Origin of the sequence: Actinoplanes sp. CA-030573, from assembly GCF_050951115.1 — a bacterium.
Classification (GTDB): Bacteria; Actinomycetota; Actinomycetes; order Mycobacteriales; family Micromonosporaceae; genus Actinoplanes.
Map to the genome: position 1 here is coordinate 9,164,481 of NZ_CP192038.1, position 20,904 is coordinate 9,185,384.

The window sequence follows — 20,904 nt, forward strand, 5'->3', positions numbered from 1 at the left end:
GGCGGTGCCCCTCTGCGAGATGCGCCACAGGGCCGGTCGTCGATACTCGTGCGGTGGTGGATGACATAGCGCACGACCGGAAGACCAACCTCTGGGTCGCCGCGGGCCGGTGGCTGCTCGGCGCCTTCTCCCTGGTCGGCGGCCTGACCTGGGCACTGTTCGCGGTGCACGGGCCGACCGCCGCAGTCGATCTCACGATCGGCATCGTCTTCGCGGTGGTCGGGTTGGTGCTGCTCATGCCGCATCGGATCCGGTTGCCGCGACTGGTCACGACGGTCACGATGATCCTGTTCGCGGTGGCCGGCACGGCCGTCGGGCTGGTGTCCGCCCGCGTGCGTACGTGTTGCGAGTTCGCCTACATCGAGGACCGGGGCTGGCCCTTCGCGTGGGCCCAGCGGGGGGCGGTGGCCGACGACTGGGCGACCGCGGAGCGGCTCGCGCACGGCGCCGACTGGACGGTGGACTTCGTCGCCGTCGCCACCGATGCGCTTTTTTGGTCGTACGTCGGAATGGTGCTCGTGGTGATCGGCGTGCTCGTGCGTTACCGCCGGGCCTGACCCGCACGAATCGGCCAAATGAGGCCCGTCCGGCGGCGATACTCGGTCGCATGGGCGAAGCCGAGCCGGAAGAAGCCGAGGCGGACGATGACGGCGGGCTCATCCCCTCCGCGGTAACCATGATCCGGCTGCTGGTCGCGTGGGCCTTCATCGCGCTCGGCCTGCTCGACCTGGTCATGGGCCTCGACGACCCGCGCTTCGTGATCTTCCACGTCGTGCTGCTCGGGAGCGGCCTGGTGCTGCTGACGCTGGGCCTCCTGGAGAAGCGGCCGAGCCGGTACGCCTACCTGGCCGGTCTCGTCATCGGCGTGGCCGGCCTGGCCATCGGCGGCGCCAACGGCTTCCCGTTCCCGATGTCGCATCCCGGCCACGCCGTCGCCGACGTGCTGTTCTGGGGCTGCGCGGGCCTGTTCGCCGTGCTCCTGGCCACCGTGCTGACCCCGGCCCACCGGGCGGCGCCACGTCACCCGGCCGGGCGGCACACGCACGCCGAGGCGCGGGCCGAGATAGCGGACGACGAGAATGTCGGAGGTCTTCCGTAGTCTGGCCGGGTGAGTGAGCCCGAGCCGACCTCCACGCCGAAGAGCACCGCCGACGAGCCGTGGCCGGTGCGCGTCGTCAGTCAGAAGGTCGGGGCCTGGATCGCGAAGCTCGGCTGGGTCTGGGTCGACGGCCAGGTCGCCCAGATCAGCCGCCGCCCGGGCTCGTCGGTGGTGTTCCTGACCCTGCGCGACCCCTCGGCCGACCTCAGTCTCACCGTCACCGCCCACCGCGACGTGCTCGACGCCGGCGCGCCCGAGCTGGCCGAGGGCGCGCGGGTCACGCTGCACGCCAAGCCCGAGTTCTACCCCGCCCGCGGCACGCTCAGCCTGCGCGCCGACGAGATCCGCCAGGTCGGCCTGGGCGAGCTGCTGGCCCGCCTCGAGCGCCTCAAGAAGCTGCTGGCGGCCGAGGGCCTGTTCGCCCGCGAGCGCAAGCGCCGGCTGCCGTTCCTGCCCCAGCGCATCGGCCTGATCACCGGCCGGGCCAGCGCCGCCGAGCGGGACGTGCTGATGAACACGCGACGCCGCTGGCCGGCCGTCGACTTCCGGGTGATCAACGTGCCGGTCCAGGGCCCGACCGCGGTCCCGCAGATCATCGACGCGCTCAAGGTGCTCGACAACGACGACACGATCGACGTCATCGTGATCGCCCGCGGCGGCGGCAGCGTCGAAGACCTGCTGCCCTTCTCCGACGAGGCGCTGTGCCGGGCCGTCTTCGGCGCCCGCACCCCGGTGGTCAGCGCGATCGGCCACGAGACCGACGCGCCGCTGCTGGATTACGTGGCCGACCTGCGGGCCTCGACGCCGACCGACGCGGCCAAGCGGATCGTGCCCGACCTGGCCGAGGAACGGCAGCTGATCGACATCGCCCGCCGCCGCATCGAGCGGTCGGTGCTCACGCTCGTCGAGCGCGAGGAGCACCGCATCGAGTCGTGGCGGTCGCGGCCCGCGCTGGCCCGTCCCGAGCTGCTGATCGACCAGCGTGCGGCCGACGTGACGGCGATGCGCGAGCGGGCGGTCCGCAGCCTCGAGCACCGGCTGCGCCGCGCCGACGACGACCTGCGGCATACGGTGGCCCGGTTGCGGGCCCTGTCGCCGGCCGCGACGCTGCAGCGCGGCTACGCGATCGTGCAACGTGCCGACGGCCACGTGGTCCGGGCGGCGACCGAGGTAAAGCCCGACGATCTGCTCCGGGTGCGGCTCGCCGAGGGTGAGCTGCACGCGGCCGTACAGGAGAGCGAATGACCGACGAAAAACTCAGCTACGAGCAGGCTCGCGCCGAGCTCGCCACCGTGGTCGAGCGGCTGGAGCAGGGCGGCAGCTCGCTCGAGGAGTCGCTGGCGCTGTGGGAGCGCGGCGAGCGGCTGGCCGACGTCTGCCAGCGCTGGCTCGACGGGGCCCGGGAGCGCATCGACGCCGCCCGGGCCGCACGAGCCGGCGACGCGGAGTAGGCCTCCGGTCTCAAAAAGAGACGCGGAGCAAGCCGCCGGCCTTTCACAAGATCAGCCGTTCAGCATCGAATAGCTGGAGGCCGGCATCTCCTTGACCGTGCCCGCCGGCTTGGTCTGCGGCTTCTGCTCGCCGTAGCCGGAGACGGTGAAGGTCCACTTCCCGGCCGGCACACTGTCCGCGGCCGGAGCGTCGATCGCTAGCTCGGCGAGCCGGCCCTGGTCGTCGAGGGTCGCGGTGAACGGCAGCGCTTTGCCGGCCGCCGCCATGTCCTTGATCGTGTCGTTGTCGAGGAACCCGTCGGCCGAGTCGACCTTGGTGCCGTCGATCTTGCCGGTGATCGTGTTCCCGTCGGCCTTGACGTCACTCACGGCGTCGACAAGCGCGCTGACATCCATGATGTCGGCGTTGCTGAGATCGATGTCGAGGTCGCCGCCTTTCTTGACCTTGGTCGAGTCGACGTGGAACCAGGTGTCCGGGCTCGCGCCGCGGTCGAGCACGCTCTTGCCGTTGGTGGTGATCCGCACCCAGCGATCGGTGCCGGCCAGCGCCACTTCGAACTTCACCTTGAACGACTCGGCGGCGGTGTCGATCAGAAGCTTGGCGCTCTTGTCGGCCGCGTCGATACTGCCGTCGGCCTTGGCGATCGGCGAATCGGCCTTGAAGGCGTAGTTGCCGGCGGCCAGTTCCTTGGTCGAGGCGGCGAGCGCGGCCTTGGGGTCGGCCGGCTTCGTGGTGGTCGCGGTGGTGGCCGGCGCGGCCGCGCCGGTGCCGTCGGCTTGCGAGCCACATGCTCCGGCCGCGAGAACGCCGGCTATGGCGAACGGGACGAAAGCCCCCCGTAGATTCATCATGGCGGGGGAGCTTAGATGACCGTCTAACTCAGCGAGGACGCCAGGGTCTCCAGGTTCTTCATGTCGGTCTTGCCGACGATCACGATCGTGCGCGCCGGATCGGCCAGGACCAGCGCCTGCTCCCCGGGGCGTCCGTCGTAGACGCGCCACACCCCGGCCGGCGTCCGGAAGTTGCCCAGCGCCTTCGCGCTCGTGCCGAGCTCGCCCGGCAGCAGCGTGGCCGCCGGGACGTTGCTCTCCACCAACTGCACCGGGTCTTTGTCCGGGTCGACGTAGCCGATCCGCAGGGTCGCGCCGTTCGTCTGCCGCTGGAACGTCGCGCTCGCCGGACGCCAGTCGTCGCTCAGGCCGGTCGGCGTGGCGACGGTGAAGACGCCGGCCGCGCGGGCCTCCTGGAGGGTGGCGGCCGGGTCGACGGTCACCGGCGCGTCCCCGCTCAGCACGACCCGGTAGAAGATCAGCAGCAACGCGATCGGCACCAGCAGCACCGCCAGCGACAACGCCATGTCCCGCGGCGAGCGTTCTTCCCGGCGCCGGAGGCGCGGGACCTCGGTGGGGTCGGTGGGCACCCCGTCCGGAAGGCTTTCGGTCTTCTGCGGTACGCCCGGAGCACCGCCCCCGGCCGGGGAGGACGGGTCGGGATCGGTCAGCGGCGCGGGTTCCACCCCACCATTGTTAACCATGTCGCTGATCCGGGACTTTGCCCGTCCGCGCATGTGAGGATCGGTGGACCAACCACCCCCGCAACGTCGCGAGGAGGCGTCCCTATGCCTGCCCGGGTTCCGCAGGATCTCGACCGCAACATCGCTCTCGACCTGGTCCGTGTCACCGAGGCCGCCGCCATGGCCGCCGGCCGCTGGGTGGGCCGGGGCGACAAGAACGGCGGGGACGGCGCCGCCGTCGACGCCATGCGCAAGCTCATCAACTCGATCCAGATGCGGGGCACCGTCGTCATCGGCGAGGGCGAGAAGGACGAAGCCCCGATGCTGTTCAACGGCGAGCACGTCGGCGACGGCACCGGTCCCGAGGTCGATGTGGCGGTCGACCCGATCGACGGCACCACCCTGATGAGCAAGGGCATGCCCGGCTCGATCGCGGTCCTGGCGGTGGCCGAGCGGGGTGCGATGTTCGACCCGAGCGCGGTCTTCTACATGGAGAAGATCGCCGTCGGCCCGGACTGCGCCGACGTCGTCGACATCAACGCCGGCACGGCGGAGAACCTGCGCCGCATCGCCAAGGCCAAGCGGTCCAGCGTGTCCGACGTGACGGTCTGCATCCTCGACCGCCCGCGCCACGCCAAGCTGGTCGAGGAGGTCCGGCAGGCAGGCGCGAACATCAAGTTCATCTCGGACGGCGACATCGCCGGGGCGATCTCGGCCGCCCGCATGGAGTCCGACGTGGACGTGCTCATGGGCATCGGCGGCACGCCCGAGGGCATCACCGCGGCCTGCGCGCTCAAGTGCCTGGGCGGCATGATCCAGGCGAAGCTGTGGCCGCGGGACGAGCAGGAACGGGAGAAGGCACTGGCCGGCGGCCACGACCTCGACCGGGTGCTCACCACCGACGACCTGGTCACCGGCGACAACTGCTTCTTCGTGGCCACCGGCGTGACCACCGGGGACCTGCTCAAGGGCGTGCGCTACCGGTCCGGCGGCGCGCACACGCAGTCGATCGTGATGCGGTCCAAGAGCGGGACGATCCGGGTGATCGACTCGTACCACCGGCTGGAGAAGCTGGCGCTCTACTCGGCGGTCGACTTCGACGGCCACCTGCCCACCGTGCCGATGGGCGACCCGGTCCTCTGACCAGCGGCGGCGGGTGCCCGGCTCAGGACCGCAGCACCCGCCGCAGCAGGTCCTTGAGCTGCTCACCCTCCTGCGCGCTGAGCGCGCCGAGGAACGTCTTCTCCACGTCCTGGTGGATCCGCTCGCCGTCGGCGAGCACCTCGCGGCCACGAGCGGTGAGATGTACGAGATTGCGCCGCCGGTCGGCCGGATCCGAGCGCCGCTCGACCAGGCCCTTGCCCTCCAGCGCGTCCACCAGGTCGACCATCGTCGTGCGGTCGACGCCGAGCCGCCCCGCCGCCTGCTGCTGGGCCAGCGCCTCGCCCTCGCCCAGCACGGTCAGCACCGCGAGCTCGCGCCCGTTGACACCCAGCGGCTCGAGCGCTGCCCGGCCACGCTCGGCCAGCTCGATCTGGGCGTGTTTGAGCAGATATCCCAGCCGCGTATCAAGACCCGAGGGCAGCACCGGTCGCTGCTCGACGACCTGCCCTTCGACCACGCCTGGGTCTTCGACCACCTCATCCCGATGGGCCGCGACCGCACCGGCGACATCTTCGAGGGGTGGACCGTGCTGGCCGCGATGGCCGCGAGCACGTCACGCATCCGGCTCGGCACGCTGGTGACCGGCGTCGGTTACCGCCATCCCGCGCTCTTCGCCAAGATGGCGGCGACCGTCGACCATGTCAGCGGCGGACGCCTGGAGGTGGGCATCGGCGCCGGCGGCGATCCGGTCGCCGACGAGATGGCCGGCCTTCCGTCGCTCTCGCCGCGCGAACGGGTCGAGCGCCTCGACGAGACCGCCCGCGTTCTGCGCCGCCTGTGGGACGAGGAGTCGGTCAGCTTCGCGGGGAAGCACTTTCGCCTGACCGACGCCCGCTCCGACCCGAAGCCGGTCCAGCGGCCCCTGCCACTCTGGATCGCCAGCAACGGCGAGCGGCGTGGCATGCGTACCGTCGCCGAGAGAGCGACCGGATGGCTCACCGCGACCTTCGACACCGAGCCCGGAGACCTCGCCCGCCTCCTCAGGGTGCTCGATCGGCATTGCGAGGCGGTGGGCCGCGACCCCTCGACGCTGCGGCGTGGCGTGCAGTTCCCGCTGCCCGCCACCGACGACGAGGCGTTGCGCGCGTGCTCCGATTTCGCCTCCGCCGGCTTCACCGACCTCATCCTCATGCCCCGGGACCGCGAGCTGCGGACGGTCGAGCGGGCGGCCGGGCTGATCTCGAAGCTTCAGATCGGAGGGAGCGTCGTCGTGGTCGGCGAGTAGAGGGCGGGCTGCGTCTTCGGCTTCTTGCGGCGGAACAGGATGGCCGCGATCACGCCGCCGAGCAGGCCGAGCAGATGACCCTGCCAGGAGATCGCGGCGTCGGTCGGCAGGATGTTGTAGAGCTGGTACCAGTACAGCAGGCCGATGAAGGCGGCGACCCCCAGGTTCCACCAGCTGCGCTCGACCAGTCCCCGGGTCAGCAGCAGGCCGAGATAGCCGAAGATGACGCCGCTCGCGCCGACGACCACGGTGGTGGGATCGCCGACGATCCACACGCCGAGGCCGCTGACCAGCATGATGACGAAGGTCGACCAGATGAACCGGCGCACGCCGCCGGCCAGCGCGAACGTGCCGACCAGGATGAGCGGCACGGCGTTGCCGTAGAGGTGGTCCCAGCCGGCGTGCAGGAACGGGCTGAACAGGACGCCGTCGAGGCCGGAGACGTGGCGCGGGATGATGCCGCCGGCCACGTCGAGCTCGCCGCCGCCGATGCCCTTGTCGATCGCCTCGATCAGGAACAGGACGGGAATGACGGCGCACATGGTCACAAAGGCCCGCCCCAGGGACGCGTAGAACGCGTCGGTGCCGAACCTGGCCGAATCTGACTGAGGGTCCGAGCCGCCGTAACTCATGGCATCCATGGTTCCAGGCAACGGCAACCGCTGCCACGAGTCACTCGACTCAGCTCAGCTTGCGGGTCGCCCTCGCGATGTCGTCGCGGAACGCCGAGATCTGGGTGTAGACGCCCGGGTAGCCGTCCCGCGCGCAGCCCAGTCCCCAGCTCACGATGCCGGCCTGCACCCACTGGCCGAGCGCGTTCTTGCCGACCATCGGGCCGCCGGAGTCGCCCTGGCAGGTGTCGACGCCCCGCTTGCCGGCGCAGATCTGCTCCCGGGGCACCAGCTTGACGTCGGCCTTCTGGTACTCGGCCGCGCACTTCTCGTCGGAGACGGCCGGGACCGGGGCGTAGTGCAGGCGCCGTTCCTGCCGGACCGAGTCCTCCCGGGTCTGGCCCCAGCCCATCACCACGAACGGGCCGCGGTCGCCGGAACTGTCCTTGACCAGCGGCAGGACGGGCAGGTCGAGCACGTGGTCGAGGCGGATCACGGCCCAGTCGTCACCACGGGTCTCGTCGCGGAAGCCGGCCGCGCGGATCACGCGTACCGAATGCGCCGTGAGCGCCTTGGGCGACTTGAGATCGACGACGCCGGCGGTGACCTTGATGGTGGTGGTGTCACCCGTCCCGTCGACGCAATGCCCGGCGGTGAGCACGACGCGCGGCGCGATCAGGGCGCCGCCGCAGCCCATCGAGAGCCGGACCATCCACGGGAACATGCCGGGCGGCGCGACCAGGCCGCCGACCACCTCGCGGATCGGGCGATGATGGTCGTACGCGACGGCGTGCGCCGGCGCGCAGGCAACCGCCACGCTCGCGATGGCACCAATAACGATGAGCGCGGCATTTCGGACCATACAGGCATTTGATCACAGCAAAACGGGTCCATCGCGATCGCCGCGCTGGACCCGTTTTGTCGCGTTTGTCTAAATAGACCGGTCAGTACCAGCCCGTGCTCTGCGAGTGCGACCAGGCGCCGCAGGGCGTGTTGTAGCGACCCTCGATGTAGTCCAGACCCCACTTGATCTGCGTGGCGGGGTTGGTCTTCCAGTCGTCGCCGAACTTCGCCATCTTGCTGCCGGGCAGAGCCTGCGGGATCCCGTACGCCCCGGAGCTGCTGTTGGAGGCGCGGTAGTTCCACCCGCTCTCCTTTTTGAACAGCTTGTCGAGGCACGGGAACTGGTCGATGCCGAAGCCGGCGTCGAGCATCAGCGCACACCCGGTCTTCCGGGCGCCGGTGTACTCGTTGCAGGAGCTCGGAACCGGTCCGTTGTAGGCCACCGGGCCGCCGCTCTCCTCAGCCTTCTTCTTCGCGGCATCGTCGGCGGCCTTCTTCTTGGCCGCGATCGCCTTCGTCTCCAGGTCGTGTGCCTTGTCGGCGGCGGCCCTCGCCTCGGCGGCCGCCTTCTCGGCGGCGTCGCCCTCGGCCTCGCGCTGGAACGCGCGAGCCGCGGCGTGCTGGCTCTGCCGCTGCTTGAGCAGCTGCATGTCGTCGACATCCACCTGGACGACGTTCGACGCTTCGGAACTCTGCTGTGGCGCCTGGACCACGCGGTCCTTGCCGAGGTACACGCCGCCGATCAAGCCCGCAACCAGCAGGCCGACCGACGCGGAACGTACTCCGACCCGGCTCCAAGGCCGACTCACGAAGTATCCCTTCGTCGGGGGCAATGACGCGGCACGTCCGGCCGCCGCGAGGGCGGTGGGGCGTGCCGCGAGCACCGCGACCACTCGGGCCGACAACTCGATCAACCTCGATCGAGCTGGTGGCCCGACGTCGATCTCCGACGAAGATGACCACGCGATGGCGCTCGCCGAACACCATTGCGCAAGGTGAAGTAGATGTGAAATGCCGACGCACTCTTGTGGGGTTGCTCACACCAAATTTACGTGCAAACCGGTCGAAAGCTCCCCCAGTCGAGGGTCACCTCAGAGAGGGATGTCCTCCAGGAGATCGGTGACCACCTCCGCGATCGGCGACCGCTCGGAACGCGTCAAGGTCACGTGCGCGAAGATCGGATGGCCCTTGAGCGCCTCGATCACGGCCGTGACCCCGTCGTGCCGGCCCACCCGCAGGTTGTCCCGCTGGGCGACGTCGTGGGTGAGCACCACCCGCGATCCCTGCCCGATGCGGGAGAGCACGGTGAGCAGCACGTTGCGTTCCAGCGACTGGGCCTCGTCGACGATCACGAAGGCGTCGTGCAGGCTGCGGCCACGGATGTGGGTGAGCGGAAGCACCTCGAGCATGCCGCGGGCCATGACCTCCTCCACCACATTGGCGTGGGCCACCGCGCCGAGGGTGTCGAAGACCGCCTGCGCCCAGGGCGACATCTTCTCGTTCTCGGTGCCGGGCAGGTAGCCCAGCTCCTGGCCGCCGACGGCGTAGAGCGGGCGGAAGACGATCACCTTCTTGTGGCGGTTGCGCTCCATCGTCGCCTCGAGGCCGGCGCACAGCGCGAGCGCCGACTTGCCGGTGCCGGCCCGGCCGCCGAGCGAGACGATGCCGATCGACTCGTCGAGCAGGAGGTCGAGGGCGACCCGCTGCTCGGCGGAGCGGCCGCGGATGCCGAACGCGTCCCGGTCGCCGCGGACCAGGCGTACCGTCTTGTCGGGGGTCACCCGGCCGAGCGCCGAGCCCTTCGACGAGTGGATCACGAGGCCGGTGTGACAGGGCAGGTTCTCGGCCTCCTCGATCTCGAGCTCGTCGCCGCCGTAGAGGGCCGAGACCTGCTCCTCGGTCAGCTGGAGGTCGGCCATGCCGGTCCAGGTCGGGTCGCTGGCCTGGCCGTGGCGGTACTCGTCGGCGGTGATGCCGACCGAGGCCGCCTTCACCCGCAGCGGCATGTCCTTGCTCACCAGGGTCACGTCGCGGCCCTCGGCGGCCAGGCCGAGCGCCACCGAGAGGATGCGGGTGTCGTTCGAGTCATTGCGGAAACCGTGCGGGAGCACACTCTGATCGGCGTGGTTCAGCTCGACGCGCAGGGTGCCGCCCTCGTCGTTGCACAGCACCGGCTGGTCGAGACGACCGAACTTGATCCTCAGCTCGTCCAGCATGCGCAGCGCCTGCCGCGCGAACCAGCCCAGCTCGGGATGGTGACGCTTGCCCTCCAACTCCGTGATGACCACGAGCGGGATGACCACCTCGTGATCGGTGAACCGGCGAAAGGCCGCCGGGTCGGACAGCAGGACCGAGGTGTCCAGAACGAAAACACGGCCCGCAGGGGCCGGTTCGGAGTCAGCGTGCCGGTCACGGCTGCTGCTGGATTTGGTGACCTCGGCGTCAGATCGGCGTGGTGTCACAGGCCTGCTCCAGCGGGCGTGCAACCCGTCGACGCCCGCGGTCCGCACCTCCGGCCCCCGGCACATGCACAGGGTCGGATTGCGGGGCCCTGTGGCGCACTTGTCGCAGGTCCGGGCCGGCCGGCTGACTCGGGATGACCCCGGGTCATGGTTAGAACGCTAGCGGTCAACCGCGTCACGCGGTAGTACGCAAAACCGGGCTCGCGGCAATTTCTCAGGCCGCCATCCGGCCGTCGGCCAGGTAATCTGACCTCGTGGCAGAGACTCAGCGTCCGAACCATCCGCCGAGCGTCGCCGAGGCCTGGGCCGTCACGGCCGGCCGCGCGGCCGAGACCACCTTCTTCTTCGACTTCGACGGCGTCCTCTCGCCGGTGACCGACGATCCCGACGCGTCGCAGCCGGTCGCGGCCATCCCCGGCGTGCTCGAGCGGCTCGCCGAGTCGGTGCACCGCGTGGCCATCGTGTCGGCGCGGCCGGTCAGCTTCCTGCGGTCGCGGTTCGCGTCGCTCGAGCGGGTCGACCTCTACGGGCTGTACGGGCTCGAGGTGTGGCACGAGGGTGCGGTCGTCACCGAGCCGGCCGCGCTGCCGTGGATACCGGCCATGAGCGAGCTGGCCGAGCGGGCCAAGGCCGAGCTGCCGCCGCAGATCCTGGTCGAGTTCAAGCGGCTGTCGGTGGCGCTGCACTACCGCACCGCGCCGCAGCTGGCGACCGAGGTCGAGCGCTGGGGTCACGAGCAGGCCGAGAAGCAGGGCCTCAAGATCCAGGGCGGCCGCATGGTGATCGAGCTGAAGCCGCCGGTCGACCAGGACAAGGGCATGGTCATCACCGAGGGCGTCCGCAACGCGCGCTGCGCCTGGTACTTCGGCGACGACATGTCCGACATCAAGGCGTTCGACGCGCTGCGCGCCCGCGAGGCCGTCGACCCCGGCTTCTTCGGCGTGGCGGTCGCGGTCGCCAACCCGGAGACCGGCGCCGAGGTGTCCACCGCCGCCGACCTGACCCTGGAGTCGCCGGACGTGGTGGCCGAGTTCCTGACGGAGGGCCTGAAGAGCTTCTGAGCTCAGGCCCCGTAACGGCGCTGGCGATTGCCGTACGACCGCAGCGCCCGCAGGAAGTCGATACGGCGGAAGTCGGGCCAGTTGGCGTCGTGGAAGTAGAACTCCGAGTGCGCCGACTGCCAGAGCAGGAAGCCGGAGAGACGCTGCTCGCCGCTGGTGCGGATGACCAGGTCGGGATCGGGCTGGCCGCGGGTGTAGAGGTGCTCGGCGATGTGCTCGACGTCGAGGATCTCGGCCAGCTCCTCGAGCGTGCCGCCGCGCGCGGCGTGCTCCTGCATGAGCGAGCGGACGGCGTCGGCGATCTCGCGGCGGCCTCCGTAGCCGACGGCCATGTTGACCTCGACGCCGACCGTGCGGTCGCGGGTCTTCTCCTGCGCCGCCTTCAGCGTGGCGGCGGTGGTGGCGGGCAGGATGTCGAGCGCGCCGACCATGCGCAGCCGCCACGGGTTGCCGTCCTCGGCGAGCTCGGTCGCGAGATCTTCGATGATCCGCACCAGCGGGTCGAGCTCGGCGGCCGGGCGCCGCAGGTTGTCGGTGGCGAGCAGATAGAGCGTGACGTGCTTGATGCCCGCCTGGTCGCACCAGGTGAGCAGCTCCTTGACCCGCGCGGCACCGACCCGGTGGCCGTCGTTGGGGTCGACGAAGCCCATTTCCTTCGCCCAGCGCCGATTTCCGTCGCACATGACGCCGACGTGCTGGGGCACGGGCTTGCCGGCCAGCTTTCCGGCCAGCCGCCGCTCGTAGAACGAATAGACCAGGGACCGCAGACTCATCGCCCCAAACCCTAGCCCTCCGCGCGCGCGGCGGCGTCGGCCGGGCGGTTGACACTCTTTGTCCGCCCCGGAGAACGTCCCCGAGGCGGACAAAGCCGGCGGGGCTAGTCGGCGAGCCGGGCTCGGAGGGCGTCGAGCTCGGCCCACAACACCGCGGGAAGCTTGTCACCGAACTTGGTGAACCACTCGGTGACTTGCGGAATCTCGGCCAGCCACTCGTCGCGGTCGACCGCCAGCGCCGCGGCCAGGTCCGCGGCGGGAAGGTCGAGCCCGGTCAGGTCGAGCGCGGTCGGCGTCGGCACGTGGCCGACCGGGGTCTCCACCGCCTCGCCGCGGCCGTCGAGCCGCTCGACGATCCACTTGAGCACGCGGCTGTTCTCGCCGAAGCCCGGCCACAGGAACCGGCCGTCCTCGCCGCGCCGGAACCAGTTGACGTAGAAGACCTTGGGCAGCTTGGCCGCGTCGCCGGGCGCGCCCTTGGCCATGTCGATCCAGTGCTGGAAGTAGTCGCCGGCGTGGTAGCCGATGAACGGCAGCATCGCCATCGGGTCGCGGCGCACCACGCCGACCTGGCCGACGGCGGCGGCGGTCGTCTCGGACGAGAGGGTGGCGCCGAGGTAGACGCCGTGCACCCAGTCGCGAGCCTCGGTGACCAGCGGGACCGTGGTCTTGCGGCGGCCGCCGAAGAGGATCGCGTCGATCGGGACGCCGCGCGGGTCGTGGTACTCGTCGGCGAGAATCGGGCACTGCTCGATCGGCGTACAGAACCGGCTGTTGGGGTGGCTCGAAGGCGCGTCCGACTCCGGCGTCCAGTCTTCGCCGCGCCAGGAACGAAGGTGCGTCGGCGGCGTACCCATGCCCTCCCACCAGATGTCGCCGTCGTCGGTCAGCGCCACGTTGGTGAAGACGGAGTTGCCCCGGGCGAGCGTGCGCATCGCGTTCGGATTGGTGTGGAAGTCGGTGCCGGGCGCCACGCCGAACAGGCCGAACTCCGGGTTCGTCGCCCACAGCCGCCCGTCCGAGCCGAAGCGCATCCACGCGATGTCGTCGCCGACCGTCTCCACCTTCCAGCCCGGCAGCGTCGGCTCGAGCATGGCCAGGTTGGTCTTGCCGCAGGCCGACGGGAACGCGCCGGCGATGTACCGGACCTGTCCCTCGGGCGAGGTCAGCTTCATGATCAGCATGTGCTCGGCGAGCCAGCCCTCGTCGCGGGCGGCCACGCTGGCGATGCGCAACGCGAAGCACTTCTTGCCGAGCAGCGAGTTGCCGCCGTAGCCGGACCCGTACGACCAGATCTCCCGGGTCTCCGGGAAGTGCGAGATGTACTTCGTCTCGTTGCACGGCCAGGCGACGTCCTTCTCGCCCGGCGACAGCGGCGCGCCGACCGAGTGCAGCGCCGGAACGAACTCGGCGTTCGACTCCTCGAGAGCGGCCAGGACCCCGGCCCCCATCCGGGTCATGATCCGCATGCTCGCCACCACGTACGGGCTGTCGGTGAGCTCGACGCCGAACATCGGCTGCGGCGCGTCGAGCGGACCCATGCAGAACGGGACGACGTACATCGTCCGGCCTCGCATGCAGCCCCGGTAGAGCTCGGTCATCGTGGCCTTCATCTCGGCCGGCGCCATCCAGTTGTTGGTGGGTCCGGCGTCGGCCTCGTCGACCGAGCAGATGAAGGTGCGCTCCTCGACGCGGGCGACGTCGCCGGGGTCGGTGCGGGCCCAGAACGAGTTGGGCTTCTTGGCCGGATCGAGCCGGACCAGCGCGCCGGAGTCGACCAGGGCATCGGTGATGCCGGTCCACTCGGCCTCCGATCCGTCGCACCAGACGATCCGGTCGGGCGTGGTCAGGGCGGCTACTTCTTCGACCCAGGCGAGCAGGCGGGGGTGAGACGTCGGGGGCTGAGGCAAGGTGATCTCCTTCGGTCGGCACTGACCAATGACCTGTGCGGTCATGGGAGTCACCTGAGCCTAAGGCCGCGCCACGTGAGGTTCATCGGCAATTCCTGTGGAAGACCGCACAATCCTCGGTGCTCTTGCTTGCAGACGATCGATCCTTCGGCGAACGACGCAGCTTCGCGCACCGTCCGGAAAACGGTGACCGTTCGGCCCACTTCCACAAATCGGACTTAACCCCTTAAACTGCCGATATACGGTCTTTCCGCCTAGTCCCCGCTTCCGGAGGCAGGAAATGACGATCCCGGCAGACGCGCCGGACTCGGACACCGAGCTACTGGCGGCGGTCCGGGGTGGCGACACGGCGGCGTTCGGCACGCTGTACGAGCGGCACCGAGCGGCGGCGCGGCACCTCGCGTACGGCCTGACCCGCGATCCGGCCGACGCCGAGGATCTGGTCGCCGAGACCTTCGCCAAGGTGTTCGCCTCCCTGCGCGCCGGGCGCGGCCCGCTGGTCGCCTTCCGCGCCTACCTGCACACGACCATGCGGCACGTCTGCTATCACCGGGCCCGGCGCGACCGGCGGCTCGAGTTCACCGACGACCTGACCCGCTACGACGAGGGTGAGCCGTTCAGCGACCCGGCGCTCGACCGGCTCGAGCGGTCGTACGCCGCGGCCGCGTTCCGCCAGCTGCCCGAGCGCTGGCGGGACGTCCTCTGGCAGACCGCGGTCGAGGGCAACTCCCCGGCCGAGGTGGCCGGCATGCTCGGGATGACGCCGAACGCGGTGGCCGTGCTCGCGCACCGGGCGCGTGAGGGGCTACGCAGCCTCTACTTGCAACAGCACGTGGCGGTGGCCGAGCACCCCGAGTGCCGGTGGGCCGGCGACCGGCTCGGCGGGCAGCTGCGCGGCCGGCTCGCGGCGCGCGACGCCACCCGGATGCGGGCCCACCTGGCCTGGTGCGGCGAGTGCCGGGCGCGGTTGGCCGAGATCAGCGAGATCGACGGATTGCGTCACCGACCGTACCGGCAGCGTCACCCGGCACGATCAACCGGTTAAGACTCGCCAACGAAAGCCCGGGACCCGCTGGCGAAAACAGCGGACCGTGACGACCGCCGGTACTCTCGGGACGTGCCCGAGACCTCGCCGACGCAGCCGTCCCGCCTGCGCGTCAAGTTCCGGGCGCTGATCCGCGAGCTGAGCAAGTTCGGCACGGTCGGCGGAATTTCGTTCGCGATCGACCTCGCCATCTTCAACGTGCTGCTGCAGAGCGGCGTCGAGACGCTGTTCGCCAAGACGATCTCCACCGTGATCGCCACCACCGTCGCCTTCGCCGGCAACCGGTTCTGGACCTGGCGGCACCGGTCCCACGCGAACATGGCCCGGCAGTACACCATGTTCTTCGTGCTGAACGCGATCGGCCTCGGCATCGGCCTGGCCTGCCTGGCGATCAGCCACTACGGGCTCGGGCAGATCTGGCCGGCCCTGCAGACCCCGCTCGCCGACAACGTATCGGGCCAGCTCGTCGGCACCGCGGCCGGCACGCTGTTCCGATTCTGGTCGTACCGCCGCTTCGTGTTCCGTGACACACCTTCCCCCGGTCAGGTCAGCACGGGGCAGCAGCCCGAGCGCCACGCGGCTAACGTGGCCTCGCCATCCCCCGTACGTGACTCGGCGTGACCGCCATTCCCTCCCGTTAGGTTGTCCCATGCCTTCAGCCAGCACGCTGACGGATCGACTGCGCCGCCTCGCCCCCGAGGCGATCGCTTTCGGTGTCATCGGCGCCGGTAACACGCTCCTCTACATGGCGATCACCTGGGCCGCCCTGCCGATCGGCGCGGTCAAGGCCAGCGTCCTCGCCACGGTCGTGACCACCACGCTGGCGTACATCGCGAACCGCTACTGGACCTACCGGCACCACACGCGCACGGCCCTGCGCCGGGAGTACACGCTGTTCTTCGGGTTCAACCTGATCGGCATGGTGATCCAGTCCGGGCTGGTGGCGATCGGCAAGTACGGGTTCGGTCTCACCGAGAAGAACGACGAGATCGCCTTCATGGGCGTGACGCTGGTCGGCATCGTCATCGCGACGGTGTTCCGGTTCTGGGCCTACCGCACGTTCGTCTTCCTGAAGCCGCCGGTCGACGGGCACGAGGCCGAGCTCGCCGAGCTGGACGCGGTGGCCGGGTTCGCCGAGCTCAGTGCCGAGGCCGAGCTCGACGCCACCCACTAGCCGGCGGCGCCGGCGCTTCCTCTTCCTCTTCGTCTTCCTCGTCGGCGGGCGCGCGCTCGATCAGCTCGTAGAGGGCGGTCTGGAACTGGTGCGCGTGCGGCAGCGCGGTCAGGACCGCCGACTGCTCGCCGATCGAGTCGATGGTCAGCGTGCCGGTGCCGAAGAGACGGTCCAGCACGGACTGGCTCAGCAGGTGGTCGTTGATCCGGTTGAGCGGCAGGTCGCGCCGTTCCCGGGCGAAGACGCCGTCCTGGAGCAGGATGCGCTCGTCGGTCACAACGTAGTGGGTGCAGCGCCAGACGATCAGCGGCGCCACGCCGTACCGGATGCCGTAGTAGCCCATGATGAGCGCGACCGCGCCGAACGCTAGGAACCCGCCGCCGTTCTGCGGCAGCATCACCCAGGCCAGGATCAGCGTGGCCAGCGCCAGCAGGGAGACCAGGGCCGGGCGGATCGCCGTCTTCCCGTGCGGATGCAGGTGGAAGACGACCTCCTCCTCGTCGGTGAGAACCTCGTCCGGGAACGCCACGCGCTCAGCGTACGTGCAGCACGTCACCCGCCGAGACGCGAAGGTCGGTCTCATCAGCCGTACGGATCACCAGCCGGCCATCGACGTCGACCCCCGTGGCCCGGCCACTCACCTCGCCCCCGCCCGGCAGCAGCGCCCGCACCGGCCGGCCGATCGTCGCGCACCCCCGTCGATAGGCCCCGAGCAATCCGGACAGCTCGGCGTCGCCGCCCGCCTCACGCCATCCGCCGTACCAGCTCGAGACGCCGCGCAGCAGGGCCCGCAGCAGCGGATCGCGGTCGGTGCTGGCGGCGCCGGCCACCCGCAGCGAGGTCGCGGGCACGCCGTTCGTCTGTGGGAGCTCCTCGGCGCGGGTCGACACGTTCAGCCCGATGCCGACCACGACCGCGTCGCCGGTCATCTCGGCCAGGATGCCGGCGCACTTGCCGTCCTTGACCAGCAGGTCGTTCGGCCACTTGAGGGCGGCCTCGACCTCGGCGACCCGGCGCACGGCCTCGAGCAGGGCGACCCCGACCAGAAGCGGCAACCAGGAGAACGCGCCGGGCGATGCCGCCGGCCAGTCACGCTCCGGATCCGGTACGCCGGGGCGCAGCAGCATGCTCAACGTGAGGCCGGCCCGGGGTGGGGACGTCCAGGTGCGGTCGCGACGGCCTCGGCCCGCGGTCTGCTGCTCGGCCACCACCACCAGGCCCTCGGGCGCGCCGGCGACCGCCGCGGCGGTGACGTCGGCGTTGGTGGAGCCGGTCTCCGCGCGTACCTCAATCTTGGTCCACAGCGAATCCGGCGTGACCAGCGCGCGCTCGAGGCCGCGCACCGAGAGGGGCGGGCGGTCGAGGTCGCTGTACGGCGAGGCGTGCATCAACCGAGCCTAGTGCGGCGGTGGATCGGCCGCGTGCCGGCTCACGTAGACGGTGGTGCTGCGCTCGGGCTCGTCGGGGCGGGGCCGGGGACGGGGGCGGGGGCGGCGGCGTGGCTCGCCCTTCCGGGCCTTGTCGTTCTTGTCGTTGATCGCCTCGTTGTTGTCGTTGCTCGCCTCGTTGTTGTCGTTGCGGGTCTCGTTGTTGTCGTTGCGGATCTCGTTCTTGTCGTTGCGGGTCGACCAGGAGCGCGGCAGGCGGATGCGGCCGGGGCGCTCGTCGTTGCGAGGCCAGGCCGGGACGACCTCGGTCGGCTCGGAGATCGGGACGAGGTCGAAGCCGGTCGCCGGCTCGTAGTCGGGGACGGCGGGGAGGCGCTCGACCGGTCGCGGCCAGCCGTAGCCCTTGGCCGACGGCTCGGGGTCGCCGGCCAGGTCGACCGGGATGGGGGTCCAGTATTCGCCGGGCCGCGGTTCGTCGGGCTGGTCGCGGTAGGCGGGGCGGACCCAGCCCTCAACGCGGTCGCCGTAGCGTTCCGCCCTCGGCGCGGGAACCGGCTCGGGGACGGGCGCGAGCTCGGGCTCGAGATCGAGTCCGGGGTCGAGGTCGGGGTCGAGAACGAGCCCGGGATCGGGCTCGAACCCGGGCTCGGGGTCGCGCTCGGCTTCCGTTTCCGCCTCGACCTCGAACTCCTGCTCGCCGACCGTGGCCGCCTGGCTCACCGTGCTGTCCGCTCGCCCGGCGCCGATTTCCGACATTTCCGCTTCGGGGGAGAAATCGGCGTCGAAGCCCTCGTCGGCGGCGAATCCGATTGACGCCAGGCCGCCATCGTCGTCCTCTTCGGACAGGTGGCGGATCGGCTGCGCTTCCTTTGCCGCGGCCGCCACCAACGCCCGCCGTCGGCCTCGCCGGGACCGACGGGACATTTCGGGCATCACCGGCCCCGGGACGGCACTCTCCTCGACCGGCGCCGCCGAGCGGCGCCGCGCCGGCTCATCGACCGGTTGGCGACGCGGCGCCTCCTCGATCGAGACGCCCGACCGGCGAAGCGCCGCCTCCTCGACCGAGACACCCGACCGGCGAAGCGCCGCCTCCTCGACCGAGACGCCTGACTGTGGAAGCGCCGCCTCTTCGACAAGTGCCCCCGACCGGCGAAGCGCCGGCCCCTCGACCGAGGCCCCCGACCGGCGTCGCGCCGGCCCCTGGACCGAGGCACCCGACCGGCGACGCGCCGTCTCTCCGACCGGGACCCCCGAGCGGCGGCGTGTCGGCTCCTCCGCCGGCCGGCCCGACGTGAGCGCCGGGCGCCTCCGGGGCGCCTCGATCGCCCGCGCCTGGCGGCGGCGCGAGCCCCGGCCCCGGCCCCGGCCGCCGAACAGGATCGCCCGGAAGCTGATCAATGTGGCGAGGCCACCTGCGATGAGGGCGAGCCCGGCCGCGGTCATCCAGTTCGTCACGACCGGAGTAACGAATAGGGCATTGGGTGCGAAACGCACCCGTAGCGACGCCCGCCCGGCGCGGCATTACGATCACCGGTGAGGCTCCTTCACGACCGTTCATGAACCGCGAGGATCACCCGTGACGACGCAGCAGGACTCGGCCCAGGCCGACATCCACACCACCGCCGGGAAGCTCGCCGACCTCGAGCGGCGCACCGACGAGGCCGTGCACGCCGGTTCGGCCCGGGCGGTCGAGAAGCAGCACGCCCGGGGCAAGAAGACCGCCCGCGAGCGGATCGAGCTGCTGCTCGACGAGGGCTCGTTCGTCGAGCTCGACGAGCTGGCCCGGCACCGCACCACCAACTTCGGGCTCGACAAGAACCGGCCCTACGGCGACGGCGTGGTCACCGGCTACGGCACCATCGACGGCCGACAGGTCTGCGTCTTCTCGCAGGACTTCACGGTCTTCGGCGGCTCGCTCGGCGAGGTCTTCGGCGAGAAGATCGTGAAGGTCCTCGACCTGGCCATGAAGATCGGCTGCCCGATCATCGGGATCAACGACTCCGGCGGCGCCCGCATTCAGGAGGGCGTGGTCGCGCTCGGCCTCTACGCCGACATCTTCTTCCGCAACGTGCGGGCGAGCGGCGTCATCCCGCAGATCTCGCTGATCATGGGCCCGTGCGCGGGCGGCGCCGTCTACTCCCCCGCGATCACCGACTTCACGGTCATGGTCGACCAGACGTCGCACATGTTCATCACCGGTCCCGATGTGATCAAGACGGTGACCGGCGAGGAGGTCGGCTTCGAGGAGCTGGGCGGCGCGCGTACGCACAACTCGCGCAGCGGAAACGCCCACTATCTGGCCTCCGACGAAGAGGACGCCATCGATTACGTACGCGCATTGCTGTCCTATCTGCCGTCCAACAACCTCGATGAGCCGGTCGTCTTCGAGGAGCTGTCCACGCTTTCGCCGACCGACGACGATCTCGCGCTCGATTCGCTGATCCCGGATTCGGCCAATCAGCCGTACGACATCAAGAAGGTCGTCGAGAACGTGGTCGAGGATTTTCTCGAGGTGCAGCCGCTGTATGCGCAGAACATCGTGGTCGGCTTCGGCCGGGTCGAAGGGCGCCCGGTCGGCGTGGTCGCCAATCAGCCCATGCATCTGGCCGGCACACTCGACATCGCGGCGAGCGAGAAGGCGGCCCGATTCGTGCGCACCTGCGACGCCTTCAACATTCCGGTGGTGACCTTCGTCGATGTGCCCGGCTTCCTCCCGGGTACCTCGCAGGAATGGGACGGCATCATCCGGCGGGGGGCGAAGCTCATCTACGCGTACGCCGAAGCGACCGTTCCGAAGGTCACCGTCATCACTCGGAAAGCGTACGGTGGCGCGTACGACGTGATGGGTTCGAAGCATCTCGGCGCGGATCTGAACTTCGCCTGGCCGACCGCCCAGATCGCGGTGATGGGTGCGCAGGGCGCCGTGAACATTCTTTATCGCGGGCAGATCGACAGTCCCGAGCGGCGGGCCGAGCTCATTCAGGAGTACGAGGACACGCTCGCCAATCCCTATATCGCGGCCGAGCGCGGTTACGTGGACGCGGTCATCCGGCCGTCGTCGACGCGGGTGCAGGTCACCCGGGCATTGCGCACGCTACGGACCAAGCGGGAGACGCTGCCGCCGAAGAAGCACGGCAACATTCCCCTTTAGCCGGTCGCGGCTTCAGCCGGTCGCCGCTTCGGC

Annotated in this window: 23 protein-coding genes; 11 read left to right on the forward strand and 12 right to left on the reverse strand. The window is 70.3% G+C overall.

Annotated features, from left to right (window positions below; all coding sequences use genetic code 11):
* Positions 1-53: 53 nt before the first annotated feature.
* Genes ACQP2F_RS42410 through ACQP2F_RS42425 form a run of 4 tightly spaced genes read left to right on the forward strand, consistent with a single transcriptional unit; the run spans position 54 to position 2,550 of the window.
* Positions 54-557 (forward strand): hypothetical protein, encoded by a 504-nt coding sequence (locus ACQP2F_RS42410; RefSeq protein ID WP_433298044.1) that lies wholly within the window; start codon positions 54-56, stop codon positions 555-557.
* A gap of 50 nt (positions 558-607) precedes the next feature.
* On the forward strand, positions 608-1,099 hold the full coding sequence (locus tag ACQP2F_RS42415) for a hypothetical protein (RefSeq protein WP_433298047.1): 492 nt from the start codon (positions 608-610) through the stop codon (positions 1,097-1,099).
* A gap of 9 nt (positions 1,100-1,108) precedes the next feature.
* Complete coding sequence (gene xseA / locus ACQP2F_RS42420; RefSeq protein WP_433298049.1) at positions 1,109-2,344, forward strand: exodeoxyribonuclease VII large subunit; 1,236 nt, start codon at positions 1,109-1,111, stop codon at positions 2,342-2,344.
* Positions 2,341-2,550 (forward strand): exodeoxyribonuclease VII small subunit, encoded by a 210-nt coding sequence (locus ACQP2F_RS42425; protein WP_433298051.1) that lies wholly within the window; start codon positions 2,341-2,343, stop codon positions 2,548-2,550. Before xseA ends, ACQP2F_RS42425 begins: the two co-directional genes overlap by 4 nt.
* Before the next feature lie 51 nt (positions 2,551-2,601).
* Here ACQP2F_RS42425 and ACQP2F_RS42430 read toward each other — a convergent pair whose 3' ends face one another.
* Positions 2,602-3,402 carry a hypothetical protein gene (locus tag ACQP2F_RS42430; RefSeq protein ID WP_433298054.1) on the reverse strand — a complete coding sequence of 267 codons (801 nt, stop codon included), beginning with the start codon at positions 3,400-3,402 and terminating at the stop codon, positions 2,602-2,604.
* Positions 3,403-3,425: 23 nt separating this feature from the next.
* The gene (locus ACQP2F_RS42435) at positions 3,426-4,067 is read right to left on the reverse strand and encodes a DUF4245 domain-containing protein (protein WP_433298056.1); all 642 of its coding nucleotides are present in this window, start codon (positions 4,065-4,067) and stop codon (positions 3,426-3,428) included.
* Between the two features lie 102 nt (positions 4,068-4,169).
* On the opposite strand from ACQP2F_RS42435, the gene glpX reads away from it, so the two are divergent.
* Positions 4,170-5,207, forward strand: coding sequence for a class II fructose-bisphosphatase (gene glpX / locus ACQP2F_RS42440; protein WP_433298059.1), 1,038 nt, complete (start codon positions 4,170-4,172; stop codon positions 5,205-5,207).
* Positions 5,208-5,229: 22 nt separating this feature from the next.
* Here the strand turns inward: glpX and ACQP2F_RS42445 are convergent, their stop codons facing one another.
* The gene (locus tag ACQP2F_RS42445; RefSeq protein ID WP_433298061.1) at positions 5,230-5,652 is read right to left on the reverse strand and encodes a MarR family winged helix-turn-helix transcriptional regulator; all 423 of its coding nucleotides are present in this window, start codon (positions 5,650-5,652) and stop codon (positions 5,230-5,232) included.
* Between ACQP2F_RS42445 and ACQP2F_RS42450 the strand changes: the two genes are divergently transcribed.
* Positions 5,605-6,453 carry an LLM class flavin-dependent oxidoreductase gene (locus ACQP2F_RS42450; RefSeq protein ID WP_433298063.1) on the forward strand — a complete coding sequence of 283 codons (849 nt, stop codon included), beginning with the start codon at positions 5,605-5,607 and terminating at the stop codon, positions 6,451-6,453. The two genes, ACQP2F_RS42445 and ACQP2F_RS42450, sit on opposite strands and share 48 nt — an antisense overlap.
* Here the strand turns inward: ACQP2F_RS42450 and ACQP2F_RS42455 are convergent.
* From ACQP2F_RS42455 to ACQP2F_RS42470, 4 genes are all read right to left on the reverse strand, one after another.
* Positions 6,417-7,085 carry a rhomboid family intramembrane serine protease gene (locus ACQP2F_RS42455; RefSeq protein ID WP_433307845.1) on the reverse strand — a complete coding sequence of 223 codons (669 nt, stop codon included), beginning with the start codon at positions 7,083-7,085 and terminating at the stop codon, positions 6,417-6,419. The two genes, ACQP2F_RS42450 and ACQP2F_RS42455, sit on opposite strands and share 37 nt — an antisense overlap.
* Positions 7,086-7,134: 49 nt before the next feature.
* Entirely contained in the window at positions 7,135-7,881 is a 747-nt protein-coding gene (locus ACQP2F_RS42460; RefSeq protein ID WP_433298065.1) for a S1 family serine peptidase, read from the reverse strand.
* 127 nt (positions 7,882-8,008) lie between these two features.
* Positions 8,009-8,716: a lytic transglycosylase domain-containing protein gene (locus ACQP2F_RS42465; RefSeq protein ID WP_433298068.1), complete on the reverse strand. Its 708-nt coding sequence runs from the start codon at positions 8,714-8,716 to the stop codon at positions 8,009-8,011.
* Between the two features lie 282 nt (positions 8,717-8,998).
* Positions 8,999-10,369 (reverse strand): PhoH family protein, encoded by a 1,371-nt coding sequence (locus ACQP2F_RS42470; protein WP_433298071.1) that lies wholly within the window; start codon positions 10,367-10,369, stop codon positions 8,999-9,001.
* Positions 10,370-10,623: 254 nt separating this feature from the next.
* Here ACQP2F_RS42470 and otsB point away from each other — a divergent pair, with 254 nt between their 5' ends.
* Positions 10,624-11,430: a trehalose-phosphatase gene (gene otsB / locus ACQP2F_RS42475; RefSeq protein ID WP_433298073.1), complete on the forward strand. Its 807-nt coding sequence runs from the start codon at positions 10,624-10,626 to the stop codon at positions 11,428-11,430.
* A 2-nt stretch (positions 11,431-11,432) separates the two neighbouring features.
* Here the strand turns inward: otsB and ACQP2F_RS42480 are convergent, their stop codons facing one another.
* Positions 11,433-12,203 (reverse strand): isoprenyl transferase, encoded by a 771-nt coding sequence (locus tag ACQP2F_RS42480; protein ID WP_433298075.1) that lies wholly within the window; start codon positions 12,201-12,203, stop codon positions 11,433-11,435.
* A 104-nt stretch (positions 12,204-12,307) separates the two neighbouring features.
* Complete coding sequence (locus tag ACQP2F_RS42485; RefSeq protein ID WP_433298077.1) at positions 12,308-14,158, reverse strand: phosphoenolpyruvate carboxykinase (GTP); 1,851 nt, start codon at positions 14,156-14,158, stop codon at positions 12,308-12,310.
* 235 nt (positions 14,159-14,393) lie between these two features.
* Between ACQP2F_RS42485 and ACQP2F_RS42490 the strand changes: the two genes are divergently transcribed.
* The 3 genes from ACQP2F_RS42490 to ACQP2F_RS42500 all read left to right on the forward strand — a co-directional run bounded on the left by ACQP2F_RS42490 (position 14,394) and on the right by ACQP2F_RS42500 (position 16,332).
* A complete protein-coding gene (locus tag ACQP2F_RS42490) occupies positions 14,394-15,158 on the forward strand; it encodes a sigma-70 family RNA polymerase sigma factor (RefSeq protein WP_433298079.1) in 765 nt (254 codons plus the stop codon).
* Positions 15,159-15,230: 72 nt separating this feature from the next.
* On the forward strand, positions 15,231-15,779 hold the full coding sequence (locus tag ACQP2F_RS42495) for a GtrA family protein (RefSeq protein WP_433298081.1): 549 nt from the start codon (positions 15,231-15,233) through the stop codon (positions 15,777-15,779).
* Positions 15,780-15,807: 28 nt separating this feature from the next.
* The gene (locus ACQP2F_RS42500; protein WP_433298083.1) at positions 15,808-16,332 is read left to right on the forward strand and encodes a GtrA family protein; all 525 of its coding nucleotides are present in this window, start codon (positions 15,808-15,810) and stop codon (positions 16,330-16,332) included.
* Here ACQP2F_RS42500 and ACQP2F_RS42505 read toward each other — a convergent pair.
* Genes ACQP2F_RS42505 through ACQP2F_RS42515 form a run of 3 tightly spaced genes read right to left on the reverse strand, consistent with a single transcriptional unit; the run spans position 16,298 to position 19,175 of the window.
* Entirely contained in the window at positions 16,298-16,861 is a 564-nt protein-coding gene (locus ACQP2F_RS42505) for a PH domain-containing protein (protein ID WP_433298085.1), read from the reverse strand. The genes ACQP2F_RS42500 and ACQP2F_RS42505 overlap by 35 nt on opposite strands.
* 4 nt (positions 16,862-16,865) lie before the next feature.
* Positions 16,866-17,720 (reverse strand): biotin--[acetyl-CoA-carboxylase] ligase, encoded by an 855-nt coding sequence (locus tag ACQP2F_RS42510; protein WP_433298087.1) that lies wholly within the window; start codon positions 17,718-17,720, stop codon positions 16,866-16,868.
* A gap of 9 nt (positions 17,721-17,729) precedes the next feature.
* Positions 17,730-19,175, reverse strand: coding sequence for a hypothetical protein (locus tag ACQP2F_RS42515; RefSeq protein WP_433298089.1), 1,446 nt, complete (start codon positions 19,173-19,175; stop codon positions 17,730-17,732).
* A 121-nt stretch (positions 19,176-19,296) separates the two neighbouring features.
* Here ACQP2F_RS42515 and ACQP2F_RS42520 point away from each other — a divergent pair, with 121 nt between their 5' ends.
* The gene (locus tag ACQP2F_RS42520) at positions 19,297-20,871 is read left to right on the forward strand and encodes an acyl-CoA carboxylase subunit beta (protein WP_433298091.1); all 1,575 of its coding nucleotides are present in this window, start codon (positions 19,297-19,299) and stop codon (positions 20,869-20,871) included.
* Positions 20,872-20,904 lie beyond the last annotated feature (33 nt).

Bases quoted from the DNA above. Each gene is read 5' to 3' on its own strand.
- ACQP2F_RS42415 (WP_433298047.1), top strand. From the start codon at position 608: ATGGGCGAAGCCGAGCCGGAAGAAGCCGAGGCGGACGATGACGGCGGG.
- ACQP2F_RS42455 (WP_433307845.1), bottom strand. From the start codon at position 7,085: ATGAGTTACGGCGGCTCGGACCCTCAGTCAGATTCGGCCAGGTTCGGC.
- glpX (WP_433298059.1), top strand. From the start codon at position 4,170: ATGCCTGCCCGGGTTCCGCAGGATCTCGACCGCAACATCGCTCTCGAC.
- ACQP2F_RS42430 (WP_433298054.1), bottom strand. From the start codon at position 3,402: ATGATGAATCTACGGGGGGCTTTCGTCCCGTTCGCCATAGCCGGCGTT.
- ACQP2F_RS42490 (WP_433298079.1), top strand. From the start codon at position 14,394: ATGACGATCCCGGCAGACGCGCCGGACTCGGACACCGAGCTACTGGCG.
- ACQP2F_RS42480 (WP_433298075.1), bottom strand. From the start codon at position 12,203: ATGAGTCTGCGGTCCCTGGTCTATTCGTTCTACGAGCGGCGGCTGGCC.
- ACQP2F_RS42425 (WP_433298051.1), top strand. From the start codon at position 2,341: ATGACCGACGAAAAACTCAGCTACGAGCAGGCTCGCGCCGAGCTCGCC.
- ACQP2F_RS42485 (WP_433298077.1), bottom strand. From the start codon at position 14,158: ATGACCGCACAGGTCATTGGTCAGTGCCGACCGAAGGAGATCACCTTG.
- ACQP2F_RS42500 (WP_433298083.1), top strand. From the start codon at position 15,808: ATGCCTTCAGCCAGCACGCTGACGGATCGACTGCGCCGCCTCGCCCCC.
- ACQP2F_RS42510 (WP_433298087.1), bottom strand. From the start codon at position 17,720: ATGCACGCCTCGCCGTACAGCGACCTCGACCGCCCGCCCCTCTCGGTG.